This window comes from Shewanella sp. 4_MG-2023 (assembly GCF_030548015.1).
Classification (GTDB): Bacteria; Pseudomonadota; Gammaproteobacteria; order Enterobacterales; family Shewanellaceae; genus Shewanella.
Map to the genome: position 1 here is coordinate 1 of NZ_JAUORL010000005.1, position 15,160 is coordinate 15,160.

The 15,160-nt window shown below is 39.1% G+C and carries 12 protein-coding genes; 7 read left to right on the forward strand and 5 right to left on the reverse strand.

Annotation, left to right across the window (positions count from 1 at the left end; all coding sequences use genetic code 11):
- Positions 1–332: 332 nt before the first annotated feature.
- Complete coding sequence (locus tag Q4546_RS03710) at positions 333–2,150, reverse strand: sigma 54-interacting transcriptional regulator (RefSeq protein WP_303445712.1); 1,818 nt, start codon at positions 2,148–2,150, stop codon at positions 333–335.
- Positions 2,151–2,393: 243 nt separating this feature from the next.
- Between Q4546_RS03710 and Q4546_RS03715 the strand changes: the two genes are divergently transcribed.
- The 6 genes from Q4546_RS03715 to Q4546_RS03740 all read left to right on the forward strand — a co-directional run bounded on the left by Q4546_RS03715 (position 2,394) and on the right by Q4546_RS03740 (position 10,199).
- Positions 2,394–3,665 (forward strand): histidine phosphatase family protein, encoded by a 1,272-nt coding sequence (locus Q4546_RS03715; RefSeq protein ID WP_303445713.1) that lies wholly within the window; start codon positions 2,394–2,396, stop codon positions 3,663–3,665.
- Between the two features lies 1 nt (position 3,666).
- Positions 3,667–5,232, forward strand: a complete 1,566-nt coding sequence (locus Q4546_RS03720) for a carbamoyltransferase C-terminal domain-containing protein (protein ID WP_303445714.1) — start codon at positions 3,667–3,669, stop codon at positions 5,230–5,232.
- A 42-nt stretch (positions 5,233–5,274) separates the two neighbouring features.
- Positions 5,275–6,192, forward strand: a complete 918-nt coding sequence (locus Q4546_RS03725; RefSeq protein ID WP_303445715.1) for an NAD(P)-dependent oxidoreductase — start codon at positions 5,275–5,277, stop codon at positions 6,190–6,192.
- Positions 6,189–7,481: a glycosyltransferase gene (locus tag Q4546_RS03730; RefSeq protein ID WP_303445716.1), complete on the forward strand. Its 1,293-nt coding sequence runs from the start codon at positions 6,189–6,191 to the stop codon at positions 7,479–7,481. The genes Q4546_RS03725 and Q4546_RS03730 overlap by 4 nt, the downstream gene beginning before the upstream one ends.
- Positions 7,481–8,533, forward strand: coding sequence for a radical SAM protein (locus tag Q4546_RS03735; RefSeq protein WP_303445717.1), 1,053 nt, complete (start codon positions 7,481–7,483; stop codon positions 8,531–8,533). The genes Q4546_RS03730 and Q4546_RS03735 overlap by 1 nt, the downstream gene beginning before the upstream one ends.
- Before the next feature lie 682 nt (positions 8,534–9,215).
- Positions 9,216–10,199, forward strand: coding sequence for an MDR family oxidoreductase (locus tag Q4546_RS03740; protein WP_303445718.1), 984 nt, complete (start codon positions 9,216–9,218; stop codon positions 10,197–10,199).
- Positions 10,200–10,308: 109 nt separating this feature from the next.
- Here Q4546_RS03740 and Q4546_RS03745 read toward each other — a convergent pair whose 3' ends face one another.
- The 4 genes from Q4546_RS03745 to egtB form a co-directional block, all read right to left on the reverse strand.
- Complete coding sequence (locus Q4546_RS03745) at positions 10,309–11,238, reverse strand: LysR family transcriptional regulator (protein ID WP_303445719.1); 930 nt, start codon at positions 11,236–11,238, stop codon at positions 10,309–10,311.
- Positions 11,239–11,362: 124 nt separating this feature from the next.
- Positions 11,363–11,743 carry a nuclear transport factor 2 family protein gene (locus Q4546_RS03750; RefSeq protein WP_303445720.1) on the reverse strand — a complete coding sequence of 127 codons (381 nt, stop codon included), beginning with the start codon at positions 11,741–11,743 and terminating at the stop codon, positions 11,363–11,365.
- 124 nt (positions 11,744–11,867) lie between these two features.
- Positions 11,868–12,857: an L-histidine N(alpha)-methyltransferase gene (locus Q4546_RS03755; RefSeq protein WP_303445721.1), complete on the reverse strand. Its 990-nt coding sequence runs from the start codon at positions 12,855–12,857 to the stop codon at positions 11,868–11,870.
- Positions 12,854–14,119, reverse strand: a complete 1,266-nt coding sequence (gene egtB / locus Q4546_RS03760; RefSeq protein ID WP_303411677.1) for an ergothioneine biosynthesis protein EgtB — start codon at positions 14,117–14,119, stop codon at positions 12,854–12,856. Before egtB ends, Q4546_RS03755 begins: the two co-directional genes overlap by 4 nt.
- Before the next feature lie 439 nt (positions 14,120–14,558).
- Between egtB and Q4546_RS03765 the strand changes: the two genes are divergently transcribed.
- The gene (locus Q4546_RS03765; protein WP_102436152.1) at positions 14,559–15,083 is read left to right on the forward strand and encodes a DUF3087 domain-containing protein; all 525 of its coding nucleotides are present in this window, start codon (positions 14,559–14,561) and stop codon (positions 15,081–15,083) included.
- Positions 15,084–15,160 lie beyond the last annotated feature (77 nt).

A 15,160-nucleotide genomic window follows, 5' to 3' on the forward strand; every position in this document is an offset into this window, starting at 1 on the left:
TTTATTATTGAGTTCGAAGACAGAATTGTGAAGCATATTAACTAAATTGCAGTTACACAGAATCTGTTACACCCTCACATTGATCGCAAATAATAAAGACTATCATCCCCTTAATGCGTCCGAACAAATGAATACTTTCGCGCGTTTTAAAGGAGTTATTAAGAATTAAAAGGCGGCACTTCAGAGTTTAATTCGGCCTAAATCTAGTCAAGTGTATATTCTCATCTATCGCAATCAGTCAATACCACCGATGCTGATCACTTTTAGGTCAAAAAATTATCGTGAGTGATCGGCATCATGATATTACTCAGTTAAGGCCTTTATAATTAAAGCTACTGCTCTTGATATCTTTTTTTTATTTCGATTATATTTTTGGGCGTAATCCCAAGCATTTTAGCCGCAGATTTGATGTCGCCACTGTGAAACTCAGCTGCTTGGACAAGTTTTGCTTTAAACTCATTAGTCATTGCTTTAATTGATAGATGATTATTCTCGTTAAAAAAGTTTTCTATAGTATCTTCTTTTTCATTCAATTTTTCACGCCAGTTAGCTTGGATATAGTTAACTAACGAAGTTCCTTTATGTATAAGATCTGAATTGTTTTTGCATCGCTGATAATCCGCACATAAAATTGAAATTTTTTGCAAATCTCGATAATTACCACTAAATACTCGATTCCTGTCAGTTAACCAATTTTTAAATTCTAAACCCATGTCTTCCAGAGGATTATTGTGCACCCCTTTAAAATCCATTTCATTCCAAACATGTGTAAATCTGTCAGCAATTGCCGGCCCTGCTATAAGCGGGCTAAAGGTTAGTAAACGCTGGCTGATACGATCTAGTAGGTCGTTAAGAATATTCCCTTTTAATTTATTTTCTTCTAGGTTACTGGCTACAATAAGTTGGAACTTTGATGCCTTTGGCCTGTCCGCGCCTAAAGGTGTGTAATGAAAATATCCTTTATTATCAGTTTGTAAGGCGGTTAATAACATTGATTGAGTTGCTTTATCTAGATGATGGATTTCGTCTAAGAAAAGCACTTTTCCATTTGCTTGTGTAAATGCCCCATCTTTTGTTGTATTCGCTCCCGTAAAAGAGCCTTCCACATGTCCAAATAGTTCACTACGTGCGAGTTCAGGGTTGCTTTGAAATTGAGCACAGTTGACCGAGATAATACAATCAAGCTCACTACCGTAAACTTCTTTTACAACTTTAGTTTTACCTATTCCTCGAGGGCCAAGCAGCATAATCGTAAAGTTGTCTTCAAATTCTTTATATTGCTTTAACCACTTAAATGTATCTTGTTGCTGAGTAGAAAGGCCAGTTAACTTGTGATTCATTGATTCTAAATCAGCTAATAAATCTTTATTTACGGGAACAATGTTAAGAGGAGTAAACCGCTGCTCGATATTAGATATTTTATGCGTACAACATTTTAAAAAGTGGACGTTCTTTAATCGGGTTGTTGACCAAGACAAGCAGTAAAGTGCAATTTGAAAAGATGTAGCGACTCCCCATAAATTAACATAAGTATGAATATCAAGATCTTGATGACTTAACCATTTCTTTAATGCAGAGGTCGTTTCAACTTCCTCTTGAAGCTGATTGTATTGAATATCTAACTCAACGAATTCAAATTTTATTGATGCATTATTCTTGTATATAGGGGAGCATTTTTTATACCAATCAATTTGGGTCTTAAGACTGAACTCATTGATGATGTGCAATAGATCTTGGTGGTTACCCCAATTTGTTTCTAGCCATTCATAATTGGGGAAGTGTTTATCTTTACTTTCATTTAAATAAGTCACTAATTTGCGTAAATCCGCAATACTTTCATTAGGTCTAATAGACGTCTTAATGATGCTTTCTTCAATAGCAGCCAGTTTTGCTTCTGACGTAAATTCTTTCCATAAAGAGACAATATTGTTGCTGTCTAGATAATTACCTGGAAGTAAGTAGATTACTCTTTCTAGATTATTAAGTTGGCCATGCTTTAAGGTTTTACACATTAACTCATATTGTTCAATTTGAGATAACTGTTGACTAACAATCCCATTATTGTCATCAATCGCTTGTAATATTACATCTAAAAATCCAATTCCATGTCTTTGAAAAAATGGGGTAATAAAAGTGAATTTTGATGACATGGTCTGAGTACGCCCATTTATGTTTAAATGTATATACTATCATTTGTTAACAAAAAGGTTAACTGTAATTAACCTAAAGGTTTGCGTTTAATTTCCCTTTGACTTTTCTTATTTATTAAATATTCTCAAATGCGCGTATAATGTTGTTTTTTAAGGGATTTAGTTAAATGGCGGTTGTTTTTTGTCTTGGCATGCTCATTGCTAGATTAACATCATATAACCAATAAAGAGAGGGAACTTGAAATGAATGAACAACATAGGATGAGCTTTCATTATCCTGAAGGCGTGGCGGCAATATCCGATTCTTCTGGTGCTTACCATATAACGACAGATGAAGTTCAAGTGTATTCACATCGGTTTATTAAAACATTTGGGTTTTATGATGGTGTAGCTACAGTTGTTGATGCTTTGGGATATTTGCATATTAATCTGAGTGGCGAAGCATTAAACAATAATCGGTTTATTTGGTCTGGTAATTTTCAAGATGGTTTATGTGTTGTTGAAGATCCATCAGGCTTCTATCATGTGAATAAAAAAGGCTTAGAGGTTTATCGTAGTCGGTTCACATATGTGGGAGATTTCCGTTATGGATTAGCTGTTGCATATCAAGGGGAGTCTGCGTTCCATATAAATCAGAAGGGTGAAAGAGTTTACTCATGTACCTTTACTTATGCAGAACCATTTCATAAGGGGTTTGCAGTTGTTAGAGATCGCAATGGTTTTTATCATATTGACCAAACAGGTCACCCTATTCATAACTTAAGGTTGAAGAGAGCCGAGCCTTTCTATAACAACTTTGCTTTTTGTGAAAACACATCAAACAAGGGGATTAGACTACAAGAGAATGGCCATTATACATATTTATGCCATAACAAAAATGCTATTACCTTTGATGAAATAGCTGAGAAAGTTGAAGGTGGAAGCCAAGTTGCATTTCTTATTAGGCATTCAGACCGCCATGCTATAACTGAAGATACGCCTAATTGGGGGAATGAGATTACTCTAAGTAAACTCGGTAAACAAAGAGCTGAGTTGTTTGGGAGAAAGCTTGCAGGCTTAGGGCGTATACAGCTATTTTCAAGTCCTTTAATTCGATGTCTTCAGACGTGTGAGAATATTCAACAAGAGACGGATTCAGTAACGTTACCTCTTCAAAAAAACGCTATGTTGGGCGATCCTGGCATCTATTTCGATGGTTCATTTGAACATGAAACTGACATGGCAAAAGACTTCCATGGTTTTGTTGATAAATATTTAGAAACTGGATTTGCGAACGGGATGTTGCCGCTAGCACAAGCATCAGAAGAGCTAAATTCTTTTATTGAAAAACAGATGTCTAATGCAACCATTTCTGTGCTAGTGACACATGATTTACATGCTGCTTGCATGATGCATTTCTTGGGGCTTAAAACATCGAATAAAAGTGATTGGTGCGACTATCTAGAGGGCATCTGCTATATCAAAAATAAAGGGGAGGTAACCGTGAGACGCCTTGCCCCTATTAAAGAGGTATAGCATGTTAACTATAGGTATTTATGGTGATAGTGACCCATTAAAAGAGCATCGTTCACATGACCATGGTGTCGCAGTCTTCAGAAAAGGCAACCTGCTATTTTGCTGTGAATTAGAAAGGTTTACTGGTATCAAACATGATGGTCGGTTGAATCATTATCTAAAGAGCTTGTTGGAGCCATGGCTAAGTTCTGGTGAAAGTATCCAATGGGTGCTCGTTAATTCATTTATGGGCAATCAATTCATAAGTCATGATGGGACACTTATCATCGATGTAAATGTGACTCTACCTGTGGAGGATGTGTTTTATAAAGTTGATGATAACCATAGCATTATGACACATGAAATGGCTCACATAGGTACATGCTTACCATTTTATGGAAATTTCAAGCCAAATAGTCTCCTGATCCATATTGATGGTGGTGCATCAAATTCGTGTGCTTCTGCATGGTATTTCGATGGAAGTAGTATTAAGCACCTTGATCATGCTTGGCATCCAAAACTAAAGGCGTCTGTTAATAATTTCAATGCCAACTCTTTAACTGCCAAAATACTCAATGTTGAGCTTACTGAACATTTATCTATGCCTGGAAAATTAATGGGCCTTGCAAGTTACGGTAAATACTCGAGCGATTTGCATCGCTCTTTAAATGAACATCATTGGTTTTCAGAGGATGCTTCATCTGTAGACCTTTCAGGATCAAAAGGAGCTGATATTGCCAGTTGTATGCAACGAGAGCTCGAAGAGCAGGTTCTTGAATATATTGGTAAGTACCAAGAGGCAACTGGGGCTAAATCGCTTTATTACTCAGGTGGGGCAGCGTTGAACATACATGCTAATGTCAGGATAGAGAACGAGCTTGGTTTTGATGTCGTCAATATTCCGCCCGCACCAAGCGATTGTGGTTTAGCTTTAGGCGCTGCAGCTTATATGGAATGGATGAAAGGGAATGATATAAAGCTTTGCTCGGCATTTATTAATTCACATTCAAAAGAAAACTCACTAACAGAATCTTCTGATGTTGTTTTGTTAGATGATTTTAATCAAGTGGCTAAAACGATTGATGCTGGTGAAGTTGTAGCTGTCTTTTCTGGAGATAGTGAAATTGGACCCCGGGCACTTGGTCATAGAAGTTTACTAGCAAGACCTGATTCTATTTCAATTAGGAAAAAGCTTAGTGAAGATATGAAAAAGCGTGAATGGTATAGGCCAGTAGCACCAATGATACTTTCGAGTATTGCTCAGTCAGCTTTGATTAATTATAACCCTAACTCAAACTTATCGCGCTATATGTTGGGGGCTTGGGGTGTAAAAAAAGAATGGCTAGAATCATTTCAAGGTAGCATTCATGCAGATAACACCTTACGTGCTCAGGTTATTGATGAGGACTCTGGTATAAACCACATTTACCAACTTCTATTAATACTCAATAAAAAATATCAAATATCCGGACTAATAAACACATCGTTTAATAGTCGAGGTGTACCGATTGTTCATACCTATGATCAAGCACTTGTACAGGCTAGAGAGCTTGGCATTAAATACCTTTGGTGTCCAAAGCCGATTTAGGTTTTCGAGTGACAATAATAAAAATTTCATCTAGGAATTAATGTGAAAAAAATACTTATTACAGGTCATCAGGGCCTGGTTGGGCGACATTTATGGCCTCGACTTAAACAAGCGGGTTTTAATCCAGTGGGATTAGATCTACGTTCTGAAAATATTCAGTTTATTGGAGATATTGTTAATACTCAACGCTTAAAGCTGGCTATGAGTGATTGTGACGGAGTTATACACCTTGCTGCTGTATCGAGGGTCGTTTGGGGACAAAATAATCCTGAGCTATGTAAGTTAACAAACTCTACAGCAAGTAAACAATTATTAAAATTAGCAATTGAAAGTAAGAAGCGACCTTGGGTATTAGTATCAAGTAGTCGAGAGGTATACGGTGAGTCAGCAATAAAACCTGTAGCAGAAGACGCAAATTTACAACCAGTTAATGTATATGGAGAATCTAAACTTGAAATGGAACAAGCTGCTATGGTTGCTCGTAAAACTGGATTACAGACTGCTATCGTCAGACTTGCAAATGTATATGGCTGTATAGAAGACCATCATGATCGAGTGCTCCCAGCTTTTTGTCGTGCGGCAGTGCTTGGAGAAGACTTAAGGGTTGATGGTTTAGCTAATACGTTTGATTTTACACATATATCAGACACCGTCGATGGCCTTATGAAAATAATCGCCAAATTAGATGCGGGTGTAGCTGATTTACCTCCTATTCATTTATTACCAGGGCTCCCCACAACATTAGAAGAGGCTGCGATTCTGGCAATCCAAGCTGCAGGAAGTAAGTCGAAGATCCTGCTGGCTCCAAGTCGAAATTATGATGTCGCTAATTTTGTTGGAGATGCAAGTCGAGCGAGATCTCTATTAGGTTGGGCTGCTAAAGTGACACCAAAGCAAGGTATCTGCCAGTTAGTTACTGATTTTGAACGCGAATTAAACAATAAAAAGGTTACTGTATGAAAATCCTAAAAGTCATTCATGGCTATCCAATGCGTTACAACGCAGGTTCTGAAGTCTATTCTCAAACACTATGCCTTGGGCTTGCAGCGCGGGGCCATGAAGTTCATGTTTTTACTAGAGAAGAAGATCCATTTCGTCCTGACGGTGAATTACGATATGAAACGGATATCGATGATGAACGCATCAAGTTGTATATTGCGAATAACCCTAGACATAAGGACCGCTATCGCTTAGAAGTTATCGATCAACAATTTGCTAAGGTACTCGAGCAATTTAATCCTGATATTGTACATATTGGCCATCTGAATCACTTATCAACATCCTTGGTATTTGAAGCGAAAAAAAGAAATATTCCGATTGTTTATACCTTGCATGATTATTGGTTGATGTGCCCAAGAGGGCAGTTTATGCAAATGCATTCTGATGACAGCAACTTATGGGCTGCATGTGATGGTCAGGAGAATAGGAAGTGTGCAACGCGCTGTTATGCTCGCTATTTTTCCGGAGCAGCTGAAGAGTTAGAACATGATATTGCTTATTGGGAAAATTGGGTAGAGAGAAGGATGACGCATATTCGTGAGGTAGTTAAACAAGTCGATTTATTTATTTCGCCCGCCAAGTACCTTAAAGAAAGGTATGAGAAAGATTTTGGATTACCAAAAGATAAAAGTATTTATTTAGATTATGGGTTTGACCGCAAAAGAATGAATAGTCGCAGTCGAATAAAAGAACAATCTTTTTCATTCGGTTATATAGGCACACATATTCCCGCTAAAGGGATCCATCAGTTAATTGAAGCCTTTGGTATGGTTCAGGGAAATGCAACGTTACGTGTATGGGGTCGTAATAGAGGTCAAGAGACGAAGGCATTGAAAGATATTGCGAATAGCTTACCTCAAGGGAAATCTGCACAAATCGAATGGATGGCAGAATATAAAAATCAAGAAATTGTTGATGATGTATTTAATCATGTTGATGCGATAGTGGTTCCTTCTGTGTGGGTAGAGAATTCGCCTTTGGTTATACATGAAGCTCAACAAGCAAAAGTGCCAGTTATTACTGCTAATACAGGTGGAATGGCTGAGTATGTTCATCATGAAGTCAATGGCTTGCTATTTGAACATCGCTCTGTTGAAGATTTGGCAAAACAGATGCAACGGATGGTAGACAATCATGCATGGGCAACCAGTTTAGGTGAGCGAGGTTACGTATATAGTGATGATGGTAATATCCCTGATATATCTAAACAGATACTGGATATTGAAGAAATTTACAAGGGACTTCTGTGATGAAAAGCAATGAGAAATCCCTTTGGCGGATCACCATTGATACTAATCCAGACACTTGTAATCTTAACTGCATTATGTGTGAGGATCACTCCATCTTTGCTGAGCCGCAAAGTACGAGAAAGCGCAATGGAACACAGCGACCAAATATGTCTCGGACACTACTTGAACGTGTGGTAAGAGAAGCTGCTGAAATGGGAGTAAAAGAGCTCATTCCGTCAACAATGGGGGAGCCTTTGCTGTATCGTCATTTTGATTTGATTTTAGATCTTTGTGAAGAATTAAACCTAAAGATTAATCTCACCACAAATGGCACTTTTCCTAGTCCTGATAAAAGTAAAAATGTCGAGTATTGGGCAAAGCGCATTGTGCCTATCGGGAGTGATGTAAAGATCTCTTGGAATGGTGCGACTAAAGAAACTCAAGAGCAAATAATGCCCAGAGCGAGTTTGGCACAACATATTGAGAATACTAAGAGATTTATCTCCATTCGAGATTTGGTTGCAAAAGAAGGTGGTAACTATTGCAAACTAACAATGCAACTGACTTTCTTAGAATTAAATATTAATGAGATCTCTAAAATGGTTGAGATGGCTATTGAATTAGGGTTCGATCGCGTAAAAGGCCATCATTTATGGGCTCATTTTGATCAAATTAAATCACAATCTTTACGTAAAAATCATGATTCGATAAAGCGTTGGAATGAGGTTGTGAGGCATTGCCATCAAATTGCCAATGATCATAATAAGATTAGCTTGCACAAATTATGCTTAGAGAATTTTTTTGAACTTAATCCTGATAACGTTGATGATATTGCTGATGAAGGAGAGTGTCCTTTCTTAGGTCATGAGATGTGGGTTGATCCTAGTGGACGATTTAATGTGTGCTGTGCCCCTGATCAGCAAAGAAAAAGCCTTGGTGATTTTGGCAATCTTGAAGAAAGGTCAGTGAAAGAAATATGGCAGAGTGATGAATATCAAGCATTGTGCGAAAATTACATGGACCATACTTTATGTCAGGGATGTAATATGCGTAAGCCGAAAGCTATGAATTAACATTGCAAATTGAGTACGATATTTTCGACATGCAAGTCATAAATATCGTACTAATTTTTTGTTAAAGTAATTTGATTTACCTAGGCAATATGAGTGATGATTAAGCGGTGATTTTACTGACTATCAACATAAAGTAGTATAAATATTACACTGCGAATGGTGACCAAAATATGACTCATGGTGACCAAGTAGTCATTAAATGGTGTAAATTGGATATTTTTATAACTCTATTTTGTTTGAGTTATCATTATGTTTTAAAAGGAAAAGTTGATTGATGTTGATGGTGTTCAATTTATGTCGATTAACAACATTTGGTCTTTAAGCGGTCTCCAAAACCGATGGTTTGCGAGTTCGAGTCTTGCTACCCCTGCCAAATTTAGAAGGCCTAGCAGAAATGCTAGGCCTTTGTCTTTTCTGGTTTTTAATTTTTTAGATATAGCCAAATCCCTTTCAAAATCTGTATTGCTTATATTTATCCCTTTGTCTCCTCGCTTATGGCCAATTGTGCCTATACTCATTGATGTTTTTTGTCTAAATTGGTTTGAATAATTAACATGCTAGTGACTGACTGGAATGCTACTAATGTATGACTCCTGTGCATGTGTGGCATGCAAAGTGTGCAGTGTATTCATGGTGGTTTTTACACTATGATAATTTTATCTAAAATGTAAGGAGCGCCACCATGTTCAACGCACTTGTATTAACCCAAAATGATAAGCAGACCCAAGCTGAGGTTCGCCAATTATCTGTTGCAGATCTTCCTGAAGGTGAAGTGTTAGTTGATGTAAGTTATTCATCGCTAAATTACAAAGATGGCTTAGCTGTTACTGGGTTAGGCAAAATTATTCGTCAGTTTCCTATGGTGCCTGGGATTGATTTTGCGGGTGTGGTGAGTGAGTCTGCAGCTCCGCGTTATAAAGCAGGTGATCACGTTATCCTAACGGGTTGGGGCGTTGGTGAAAACCATTGGGGCGGTATGGCCCAGAAGGCTCGTGTTAAAGCTGATTGGTTAGTGCCTATGCCACAAAATGCTGATGCTGCTAAAGCTATGATGATTGGTACAGCAGGGTTAACAGCGATGTTGTGTGTGCAAGCATTACAGCAGGCTGGTGTTACACCTGAGCAAGGTGAAGTGCTAGTAACGGGTGCCAGTGGCGGCGTGGGTTCAGTTGCTGTGACGTTACTGTCAGCGCTTGGCTATCGCGTTGTGGCAAGTTCTGGCCGTGTTGAGTCTAATGGTGAGCTGCTTAAACAGCTTGGTGCCAGTGAAGTGATTGACCGAAGCGAGTTTGAACAAGCGGGTCGTCCTTTAGATAAACAACGCTGGGCTGGGGTGGTTGATACCGTCGGCAATCAAGTGTTGGCTACCGCGTTAACCCAAATCAATTATGGTGGTAGTGCCGCTATTTGTGGTTTAGCCGGTGGCTTTGCTTTACCAACCACTGTGATGCCGTTTATTTTACGTGGAGTTAACTTGTTGGGTGTTGATTCTGTTGCTTGCCCGTTCGAAAAACGCGTGAAGGCATGGGAGCAAGTCATAGCCTTATTGCCAGAAAGCTTTTATCAGCAAGCCTGTCAAACTGTTGCTCTTGAGCAAGTACCAGAATTTGCACAGCAGATTGTTAAAGGTAGGGTGACTGGTCGGGTATTGGTTAATTGCCAATAATTTATTAACTTAAAGCTATTCATGTAAAGAGTATTTTTTAGCTCAAGCATTTATTTAAAAGATCGTAAAGAGGCTTTAATAGCCGCTTTTTTGTGTCTTTTTTTAGTGCTCATTTTTGCCTGTTAGTGATAAGCAAAGGCTTAATTAAGTCGACTATTTTATCCCTTAGCCAGCACTGGCCTTTATCTAACTCACAGCGTGCATGCCAAAATAAATTGTAGTTTAGTGGTGCTATTGCAAATGGCAGTGGCTTTACAATCAAATCGTGTTTGGCTGCGGCGATTTCAGCCATGCCTTCGGGCAAGGTAACAATTAATGGATGCAGCTCAAGCAATGCCAGTGCACTGTCTAAATTCGGCGCCCTTAATAACTCTTTACGTTGTGGGAACTGCGCGATAGATGAGTCGACAATGGCTTTAACACCATCACTAATGGCAATGGTGGCGTGGGGAAAGCGTAGGTAATCTTCTAGTGATAGGGCTTTATTTGCAGCAGGGTGGTGATTGGACACTAAACAGCTAACGCCCACTAAACCTAACCTTGTTTGTTGTAATTGCTCTGTTTGCCCTATGGCGCGGCAAATTGCCATGTCAGCGCCTTGTAAACTCAGTTGCGATAGAAGGTATTGATGCTGCACCGGAATGACCTCAATGCCAATATTGGGTGCCAGTTGATAGAGTTTAGGCAACACCAGCGGCAGCAGACCTTGTGCGGCAAAGTCGGTGGTGGCAATGGTGAATTTCTGCTGACATTCTTTGGCAATAAATTCGCTTGGGGTAAGTAGTTGCAGTAATTGCCCAGTAGGGCCTTGCAGCTGTTGATAGCAATCTAGAGCATATTGGGTTGGTACTAATTGTTGGCCAACGCGTGAAAAGAGTGGGTCGTTGAGCATTTCCCGCAAGCGACTTAAGATTCGACTGGTGGCAGATTGACTCAAGTGCAGCCGTTTTGCCGCTTTTGTAACACTGCACTCTTCGACTAAGATTTGTAATGCGATAAGCAAACTAAGGTCTTGTCGGTAAATTTCTTCAAGTTTCATAAGATTATTAGCAATTATTAGTCGATTTAGGTTTGATGGTTAAGCTATCACGTTAATGATTTACTGGTTTTGAAAGACTTCTATAGATAAGCAAGAAATAGCTTAATTTACGCCTAATGACGGCTTAATACATTGTATTACTATGTTTTGATTCAGCAGGTATTTGTTGAATAGAGTCCCAATGTTCGACTATCTTGCCTTGGTCATCAAATCGAAAGAAATCCATGGTGACATACTGATCGTTACCTGGCCACACTTGATGGGTATGCAGCGCCACTAAATCATCTTCTGCTATGGCCCTGACAAACTCAATTGTTTTTCCTTTATATTCAGCCATCTCAATGAAGTAATCGATGAAAGCCTGTTTACCATCTGCCACAATCGGATTGTGCTGAATGTATTCTGCGCCAACATATTTTTCAACGGCTTTAACTGGATAGCCTAAATAAGCGCTGCGGTAAAATGCGATAGCATTGTGTTTATTGGCTTGAAGATCTTGGGGCATTATTCGCTCCTGAGTTTGAATGGTTTTAAGTATCTTTCATGCATGGTATTAAATCGCCATTGCCAAAGCCTAGTTTGCCGCTGTTGTTATCGCAAGATGACGTCATAGTATTGAAATAGGGTGGCTACTTGTTAACTTGCCACAATGAATCAATGAAATAGTCGCGCGGATCTGAAAAGTGTTTAATGACCTCAAAACCGGTATGTTGGCTAATAAAGTCAATATCACTTTTGAGAAACTTAAAGGAGTACTCTAAATGAATCGGTTCAAAGGCGTCGAAATGAAATTGTCTTTTTAGCGCCGAGATATACACATTTTGAGGCTTTGAGGCGATGACGTAGCTTTCCATAGCGCCCAGAAGGGGGCTGTAAATGCCAAAGTGCTGAAAATTATCCACCACAAAGTTAGCCCCAAGCTCGTTGTTGATCCGTGTTAATAAATTCAGGTTAAAGTCTTTGGTGAGTCCACTGGAGTCGTTATAAGCTCGGGTCAGTACATCGACATCTTTTTTTAGGTCAAAACCCACCAGAGCGTAGTCGCCAGCATTCATGCTCATCCACAAACGACGTAAAAAGCCTTGGTTTTGAACTCGATCAAAATTGCCAATATTGGAGCCTAAAAACAATACCAGTTGTTTGTTGGTCGATTTTTCTCTCACCAGCCTTAAGCCTTCAAAGTATTCCGCTACTATGCCGTGACATTCAACATTAGGGTGATCGCAAATGTTGTCTTCTAACATCAGCATGGCTTCTTCTGAAATGTCGATGGGGTAGTAATTGACTTTGCAGTTGTGATCCACGAACCCATCAATGATTAATTGGCTTTTATGACCGTCGCCTGCTCCGAGTTCGATAATATCAATTTCCTGTTCACCTATAAGCTCCGCCAGTTCATGTTTGATGGTGTTTAAAATTTCAAACTCAGTGCGAGTGGGGTAGTAATCTTCATGTTGGGTAATTTGCTGAAAAATCTTACTGCCAGTATCGTCGTAGAAGTATTTAGCTTGTAAGGTTTTTGGGCTAGCGCTGAGGCCAGTTAATACATCAATCGCAAATTGCTCTTTATTTATTGCGTCAATATTGTCACTTTTATAATCAATTTTAGAAATTTTCACACGATATCCTTTGCTAATCTGATCCCTGAAAACATCCATTGCTGGTGTGGTTGATAAAAATTTCTATAACTATGTCGATAGTGATGTGGCGGTGTGGCAATACAGCCGCCTCTAAGCACAAACTGATTACACATAAACTTGCCATTGTATTCTTCTAACTTGCCTTCAAAGGGCTTATAGCCGGGGTAGGCTGAATAATGGCTTTGGCTCCAACACCAGACTTGACCTGAAGTATCACCTGCATTGATGGGGTGTAACTGAGGTTGATGATAACTTGCTGGTGGCAGGCCTTGGGCTGAGATTAAGGCTTGATTGTCGCTACTGCGTAAATAATGCTCTAGCTCTTGCTCTGTGGGTAAGCGGCATTGGCGCCAATTGGCAAAGGCGTTGGCCTCAAAATAACTGACATGAACCACAGGGGCACTTAAGTCTAAAGGTGTTAGGCCATGAAGGGTGTATTCAAACCATTTTCCATCGAGATTTCGCCAATACAAAGGCGATGTAATACCGTTCTCGTTAAGCCAATCCCAGCCCATGCTTAACCAGTATTTTGGCGTTTGATAGCCTGCTGACTCAATAAACGCTAAATACTCACCATTAGTGATAAGAGTGTCAGAGATTGAGAAATCTGTCAGGTAAGTTTTATGAGGCGGTGATTCATTATCAAATGCGTAGCCTTCGCCACAATGACCAATTTCCACCAGTTGCTGAGTATAAGTGTGCCATGAGCCAGTGACCGCTTGTGCGCTCATTAACGGTGTTTTGCTGTAGCGAGGACTGCTGGGATTGCAATGCAGAATATACTTAATGTCCATATACAGAAGCTCTTGATGCTGCTGCTCATGATGAATACCAATTTCAATAATGGTAGCAATTTCTTCTGATATCCCAGCATTGAGTAAGCTTAGAATTAGCTCATCAATTTGCTGACGGTATTGGGCTATTTGCGCTACCGTAGGCCTAGACAAGTTACCGCGATCTTTTTGGGTCCAATGCAGGCCTGCTGATTTATAGTAAGAGTTAAAAATTAAGCTAAAATGCTCATCAAAGCGCTGATAACCTGCAACAAACTGGCGTAATATTAGCTCTTCAAAAAACCAAGTAGTATGTCCCAAATGCCATTTAGGTGGACTGACGTCGGCGCAGGGCTGAATACACAGATCTTCTATTTCTAACGGGGCGCATATTTCGGTTGTGGCGGCTCTGGTGGCAATATAGCGTTTAATTAGCTGGTTACACTCTAAGCTCCCCTTGATATCCATCTATAAATCCCTTTCTGCAACGATATACTTAGAAGCACTATGACAATAATTTCTTTCAAGCTGATGACAGGCAACAGCAATAGGCATCTATAATTCATCTTTTGGCTTTTATGTGTCTTTTAAGACTTATCAACTGAGCTGGTTGTTTTTAATTTTTTCTAATTGGTTAAAATAACTACTAATGTTAAGCCTAGTCAAAATAAACCAAGATGAAAGTTTTTTATCATAAAATCATCTAGGTAGCATTTTACTAAGTGGTTAAGTTAAATCTGAAAATATTGGCTATAGGCTGTTGACGCGTGCACATTAAAAACTAAGGCTGAAGTTTTGCTACTAACACGACAAAGGTTTACTCCCTAATTAAAATAGCCTTAGCAATGGCTACTTTGCGATCTTATTCAGTGTAAAATAAGTCATCATATTTTTTTAAGGTTGTTGCATGCAGTTAATGAAGGTTGATAAGGCGCTATATCGTCAACGTTTGAATGTGGTTCTAGTGTCATTAGTGGCGAGTTTAACCCTATTATCCCTCGGTTTTGGTACCGTGCTAATTGAATTTTTTGGTAATAAAACGGTGGCCAGTGGTGAATCTACTGGGCACTTTCACCTAAACTTGTTAGGCGTTATCCTCGCGGTACTCACCTGCAGCTTAGTAATGAACTTTTATAAGAAGCATGAATACCTAAAAGAGATTTACTGGGTATGGAAGTTAAAACAACTGCATAATCGAATTTATCGCAAACTGGCTAAAATCAAACTGGCCGCTAGGGACAATGATCCAGATGCGTTAACGGTTTTATTGTTTTATTTGACGACTCAAAAGCAAGTGTTTGAGTTAGACAATAACACCCTGACACTGGCCACACTTCAAGCTGATATCAGTGCTATCGAATCAAAACTTGCCGATTTAAACCTTGAAATAACGACAGCGGACTTCTCTGAAAATTTACTCGAAAAGTTCTAAATCATTTAAACAAAAAGCCCCTAATTACGCTATAAATGAGTAATTTGGGGGCTTTTTGATCAGTGTTTAGAGCAATA